The organism is Microcoleus sp. OTE_8_concoct_300 (genome assembly GCF_031383065.1).
Classification (GTDB): Bacteria; Cyanobacteriota; Cyanobacteriia; order Cyanobacteriales; family Microcoleaceae; genus Microcoleus.
Window position 1 is genome coordinate 1 of sequence record NZ_JANMZH010000757.1, and the last position, 6,437, is coordinate 6,437.

Below are 6,437 nucleotides of genomic sequence, written 5' to 3' on the forward strand. Positions count from 1 at the left end.
ATCTGATTGAAGATGAACCCGTAACTGTAGCGGAGTCTATTATGGATGACTTATCGGAGTCCGAAGAATTAGATAAGTCGTGCGATAATTTACTCAGCCAATTTAATTAAGGCTTCATAAACTATCAATTTCATATTGGCACAAATACTCTCATGTCGCTAGTCAACATTGACAGGGCTATCCGTTTGTCTGCCCCAGACGTAGAAGCTTTAATTCAAGGGCGAACGATTGCAGCCATAGTTTGGCGAACGTTTGAGCCGGGAGAACAATATGCACTCTATCCTGGCAATGTTTCAGGTGATTTGCCTTGCGATCAATATTATCGATCGAGCTTTTTACCCGCTGCTCAAAAGGCACTTGCTGAGTTAGATTCAGATAAAGTTTCGATCAAAGCTTGGGCTAGGTGCGAATTGTGCCAAATGGTAAATGAGTCTGAATCCTTAGAGGCTTTGTCGCGGTTAACAGTCTGGAAAACAGAGGCATTACAGCAAATTCTCCAGCAGCGTCCTTTTATTTTTGTAGCTTACCTGCGGGTTTATTTGCTGCCTCAGCCGCTGGAAATGCCAGTGCATCCCAGCGGCAATTTTGTACCTTTGCCAAAATCCCTAAATGTTACTGATTCAACGCCAGTGTTGAGCGAGTCTATCTTTGCTAAACGCCGTCAAAAGCTGGAAAAACTAGAGCCTCCTGAACATCCAGAATTGGAAGAGTTACAAAGTGCATTAGTGCATTTATCCACCACCAACCCAAAAGCCAAACAACTAGACGCAGAAATCAAAATATTTCTAGGTTGGAGTAGCGATAAGCCTGTAAAACTAATCAAACCGGATTTATCTTGGATAAATACCATAGCAGCTTTGGGAAATCGCACCAAAGAACTAGATACAGACAAAAGCAACTATCAAGCAGGAACAGACTTTGAAATTGTAGTGCGCGATAGCCTTGAGTTTTTGGGGTTTACCATAGATTATGCTCACAAAGGTGGTGCTGGTGGCTTAGATTTATTATGCTCAAAACCTTACCCCTTAGTTGGGGAGTGCAAAGCCGATAAAAAAATCCCTAATGATACAGCAGTTCAATTGCTGAATTTAGGAACGCTACGGCTCAAAGATAAAGAAATACTCGCAAAAGCAACTAAGTTGATTATTAGCCCTGGCGTTCCAACTACTCAACTTATGGATGCAGCCCAAATACACGGTATGGCAATTATGCACCCTGAAACGCTTGAAAAAATGGTTAAACTTCAAAGCAACTATCCTAACTCGGTAGACTTATTTAAACTGAAACAATACTTAAAACCGGGACAATCTGATGATGAAGTGGCTAAATATATTGAGCAAGTTGAACAAGAAGTTAAAGTGCGATCGCATCTTCTGAATATTCTGAAAACGTATCAGGAAAATACTGGTCATGAACGAGCAAGTGTCGATGCTCTTAGCGGTGCGTATTCAATGTCTAACCCACCCAAGAAGTTGTCCCGCAAAGAGTTGCACGAAATGTTAGTAGAACTTTCTTCTCCGCTGACAGGTTATGCAGGGCGAATTAAAGCCGAGAATTTAGGGCGCGATCGCTTTTATTTCCTGCGCGACTTGCCACTAGATGATTGAGATACGTCAAGGGCGATTCCCTTCGGGATAGCTTCGCTTCACGTACTTCATCCAATTTCCTACACAGCCTCAGGATCTACGCCCAATTCCCGTAACCTCGCAGCCAATCTTTCAGCCTTCTGCAATTGAGCTTGTTCTGCCTTAATTAACCCTTCCACCAATGGCGGAGCTAAAATTTCATTGACTGATAATCTCAGATTGGGAAATACTACAGATTCCATTTCCTCACCCGGCAAGTAATCTACCTGTGTATAAACGTCATCACCTTCGGGAAATGCCATAACTCGCACCCGCTGTCTGTTTTGTGTCGGATCAACAATCACATATTCCGGCACGTTAGCCTGTTCGTATTCTGTTCGTTTAAGTACATAATCTGCTCGCCGATCTTGGCTCACTACTTCTACTACAAATAAAGGTGTTTCGCTCAAGTCTAAGATGCCAGAACCGGGTCTAGCAAGAACTTGTTGCCACAAACTTTCTGTGCAAACAACTACATCGGGAATGCGGGATGTAGCATCTTCTGTTCTGACTCCCACAGAAGTTTTTACGACTAAATCCAGATTATGTTCAGCTAGGTAACGCTGCAATTTGTAAACCCAAAATTCGCAGATGCTTGTATGTAATGCGCTAGCCGTTGCCATCGGTATTAATTTGCCTTTGTACAGTTCGTATTTTACATCGTCCTTGCTTTGATAAACTCTGTATTCTTCAAAAGTTAATGTGGGCGAAGTATCGAGCTTTTGTTCTTCGACTGCTGGCACAACAGATTGAGACATATATTTTTACCTATCTCGATAGTTTGCTATTATACTAAATTGTAATTTTAACACTCAAGGCATTGATTACGAAAAGATCGATCGCCCTTATTGACAATCAAGCAATTTAGTTCGGGGCCCTCGGATTCATTTGTGGAGCGGAAAAAAAACTCCGAATCCCGATCGCAAGCCCTCGGATTTATCAGTGGAGTCGCTTTCTTCAATCTAAAATCTAAAATCGTGTGACTCTCCAATAACCGCACCCCGCCAGAGTTTTAATATTTTTCAAGATACAAACTAAATATCTGGTTCAGTTCACCATTTGGGCGATCGGCGTAATAAGGCTGTAGCTGCCTCACTGTCGAGAGGTTTAGAGAAAAAGTACCCCTGACCGTACTCGCAGCCGATCGCCCGCATTTGAGCCAATTGGACGGCGGTTTCGACACCTTCTGCCACTACCTCCATCCCCAAACTGCGGGCCAGCATGACGATCGCCCGCACGATTTCCAAATTTTCACCTCTTTCTCCGACGCGGCTGACAAAAGAGCGATCGACCTTCAAAATATTAATCGGGAACTTGTGCAAATAACTCAGAGACGAATAACCAGTGCCGAAATCATCAATGCACAGCTCAATCCCCAAGTCTCTCAACTGCGAAAGCATCGCCGCCGCCGCTTCCCCATCTTCCATCACCACAGTCTCAGTAATCTCCAACTTCAAACAGCGAGTGTCAACACCCGTTTCCTGCAAAACTTGCTTAATTTGCTCGATCGACTCGGGTTCCGAAAACTGCCTCCCGGAAAGATTTACTGCTACTGTCAATCGCGAATTTCCCACAGGTAAATTCAAACTCTGCCACTTGATAATTTGGCGGCAGCTTTCGTTCAAAACCCACAAGCCCAAAGGCATAATTAACCCAGTTTCCTCCGCCATCGCAATAAATTCCATCGGGGAAACTAAACCCCGTTCCGGGTGCATCCAACGCACCAGCGACTCAAATCCGATAACTGAGCCGGTTTTCAAACAAACGATCGGCTGATAATAAACAGTAAAAGGACATTCCAATTTAAAAGTATCCAATTGCAATTTCGGACGCTCTAACTCCCGATCTATTTCGCCCAGCGGCGAGTTTTCGTCCACCGCCTCACCTGCCAAATTTACTATCGAATATTTCAAATTCAGCTCTTCAACCGACTCCCGCAAATCGTTTTCCAAGTTCATCAAAGCCACAGCCCGAGTGTGCATCGAACTCGTAAACACCTCGTAGCGAGCTTTACCGAGAGCTTTGGCGCGGTACATCGCAATATCAGCATCGCGCAAAATATCTCCTGGCCACTGATATTTGTCGGTATTCAAAGCAATGCCGATGCTAGCAGTAATTAAAACTTTATTACCTTCCAAATAAAGCGGTCGTTCGATCGCCTTGAGAATTTCCTTTGCTTGGGCGATCGCCTCATCAACACCATTAATTTCCTCCAGCAAAATCACAAACTCATCTCCCCCCAGACGCGCCGCCGTATCACCAGGCCGCAAACAAGTCAAGAGACGGCGCGCCACAGCCACCAACAGCCGATCGCCGGTGCGGTGTCCCTGGCTATCATTAATCACCTTAAACCTGTCCAAATCCAGAAACAGCACCGCAAACTGATAGCTGGGATGCCGTTGCGCGCGGGCAAAAGCTTGCCCCAACCTGTCAGTCAACAAAGCGCGGTTCGGCAACTCCGTCAGCGCATCGTGCAAAGCATCGTGCAACAATTGGTCTTCAGCCACCTTGCGCTCAGTCACGTCGTGACAGTTGACCACAATTCCCCGCACCGAAGGTTCCTCGAGCAAATTCGTCGCCACCGCTTCTAACACGCACCAGGAACCGTCCTTGTGCTGCACTCGGTATTCCGCCAATCCCAGGCTAACTCTCGGCATTTGGATGACACCTTTGAACACTTGATCCACCATCGGCAATTCGTCAGGGTGAATCAAGTCAAATACAGACCGGCCGAGCACTTCCGCCGTCGGGTAGCCCAAAATCCGCTCTTGGGAAGGAGAGACATAGCGGCAAAAGCCTTTCTCATCGAGAATCACAATAATGTCTCTAGCATTTTCAATCAACGATCGAAAGCGCTTCTCGCTTTGCCGCAGCTCTTGTTCCGTGCGCTTGCGATCGGTAATATCGGTATTCATGTAAATCAGACCGACAATTTTCCCTGTACGGTCTTTAATAGCATCGGCCCGCAGCAGCACTTGCAAAATTTGGCCGCTTTTAGTGCGGTTGGTAATTTCACCTGACCAAGAATAACCCTGGGCGATCGTGTCGAGTACCTCGCGTGCGACTGCGGGGTCAGCAAAAACTGCCGATATACCTCCGGCTAGCTTAAATTGCTCGGCGGTTTCCCATTCAAATAGCTGAGAAAACGCTTGATTTTGATAGATGTGAGTGCCGTTGGCATCGCTGATGCCGATCGCGTCGCTCGAACTTTCCACCGCCTTGCGAGTCAGCACCAGAGCTTCTTCTGCCCGCTTGCGCTCGGTAATGTCTATCCCTACCATACAAGCTGCTTTGCCCTGATCGTACTTTTTAGCCACAATCAAATAGCATCCCGCCGACTGTCCGCCGTCGGTTTGCACCAGAGCGCTGAGTTCTTTAACCGTTTCCGTAGCGTCGCCGGCAAAAAACTCCACCACAAAAGAGTTAAAATCCGAGCTAGCGCCCAGAAAACCGATATCTTGACCGACAAAAGCCGACTGCGGCAAACCGTGCAGTTTGGCTAAGTGCTGGTTAACCCCCAAATAGCGCAAATCCGAGCTGATCCAAGATACTGTTCCCGGAACGGCTTCCAAAATCGTTTGCAGTTGGTCGTTAGCTTGCTGCAATGCTTCCTGCACTTCACATATGCCTTCGGACAAGTCCGACTGAACTCCTACGAAGTGAGTCAAATTAGCGTTGTTGTCTCGCACGGGAGATAGCGACAATTTTGTCCAAAAAGGAGTGCCGTCTTTGCGGTAATTTTTGATTGTTGTCTGGATTTCTCGACCTTGGCGCAAGGCCTCGCGGATCTTAGCTACGGTAGTTCGATCTGTATCGGGGCCTTGCAAAAATCGGCAATTGCGCCCCAAGATTTCACTGGCACAGTAACCTGTAATCCGTTCAAAGGCCGGATTGCAATAAATTATGGGACAATCGGGTGCATTGGCGTCAGCAATCACAATGCCACTGCTAGTAGCTGCCAAGGCTCGATCGCGCAGCCACAGTGCTTCTGATGCAGAATGGCGATCGCCGGCACTCCCCACTTCACCTAAATTAGAAATTGACTGGTTCTCCCGATCTCCCATCAGCCGAACTTTCAAGCAAACCTTTACAATTTCCGAGTTGCTTCTTACTTTAGCGTTTTTCAGGGTTCGCGCCACGTAAATTCTATATTGGTATTTAATTGACCTCTCCCTGGGCTAAAGCCACAGGGATTCTAAACTGTTGCTACAGTTCGGGCTAAAGCCACTTCCTTCCACTTTTTAGTTTTGGTTTCCCAGATGCGAAATCTGGTAGCAAGGGTCAAAACTTGCCTACAGACCTTGACTAGGCACAAGCCTAATTGTGTCTCTACTTTTTTGAGAATGTTTGCGGCTCCATTCAAATCAGCGTTGATGAATTTTCCTGTACCAGTGCGATACATACCGCGCTTGACTCGTTTCCCGCTTGGTGTCCACCCTTCAGGTTTTGCGCCGAAAGTAGGCAAAAAATCACCGTCTAGGAAACTAGCTTTGCTGGTATAGGATTCCTCTGCTTCAACAAACTCAATGCCATGATACTCGCACAATTGCTTAACTCTTTGCTTGAGTTTCGCAGTGGGGATTTGAACAAAAGATTGAGTCGTTTTCCCAAGTGTTGCTTTTTGTCTTTGTCCTTGATTCCAGCCAAAAATTACTGTACCTATCTGATGTTTAAGCTGTTGTGCATTTAAAACGCATATTGGTATAATATAACATAATGATATTCAGAAAAAGTGAATGCCTGCTAAAAACTTTCTAAGTTCCGAAACAAAGGAAACTCTTCAACAAGTATTAAAAGAGCATGAGCATCCAG

The 6,437-nt window shown here is 46.0% G+C and carries 4 protein-coding genes; 1 reads left to right on the forward strand and 3 read right to left on the reverse strand.

Going from position 1 to position 6,437, the window contains the following annotated elements; genetic code table 11:
- Positions 1-152 precede the first annotated feature (152 nt).
- Positions 153-1,607, forward strand: coding sequence for a DUF1802 family protein (locus ACUVJL_RS33830; RefSeq protein ID WP_445249831.1), 1,455 nt, complete (start codon positions 153-155; stop codon positions 1,605-1,607).
- Positions 1,608-1,666: 59 nt separating this feature from the next.
- Here ACUVJL_RS33830 and ACUVJL_RS33835 read toward each other — a convergent pair whose 3' ends face one another.
- The 3 genes from ACUVJL_RS33835 to ACUVJL_RS33845 form a co-directional block, all read right to left on the reverse strand.
- Entirely contained in the window at positions 1,667-2,383 is a 717-nt protein-coding gene (locus ACUVJL_RS33835) for a Uma2 family endonuclease (RefSeq protein ID WP_445249832.1), read from the reverse strand.
- A gap of 294 nt (positions 2,384-2,677) precedes the next feature.
- Positions 2,678-5,689, reverse strand: a complete 3,012-nt coding sequence (locus ACUVJL_RS33840) for an EAL domain-containing protein (RefSeq protein WP_445249833.1) — start codon at positions 5,687-5,689, stop codon at positions 2,678-2,680.
- 131 nt (positions 5,690-5,820) lie between these two features.
- Complete coding sequence (locus ACUVJL_RS33845) at positions 5,821-6,348, reverse strand: zinc ribbon domain-containing protein (protein ID WP_445249834.1); 528 nt, start codon at positions 6,346-6,348, stop codon at positions 5,821-5,823.
- Between the last annotated feature and the right edge of the window lie 89 nt (positions 6,349-6,437).

Bases quoted from the DNA above. Each gene is read 5' to 3' on its own strand.
- ACUVJL_RS33830 (WP_445249831.1), top strand. From the start codon at position 153: ATGTCGCTAGTCAACATTGACAGGGCTATCCGTTTGTCTGCCCCAGAC.
- ACUVJL_RS33835 (WP_445249832.1), bottom strand. From the start codon at position 2,383: ATGTCTCAATCTGTTGTGCCAGCAGTCGAAGAACAAAAGCTCGATACT.
- ACUVJL_RS33840 (WP_445249833.1), bottom strand. From the start codon at position 5,689: ATGGGAGATCGGGAGAACCAGTCAATTTCTAATTTAGGTGAAGTGGGG.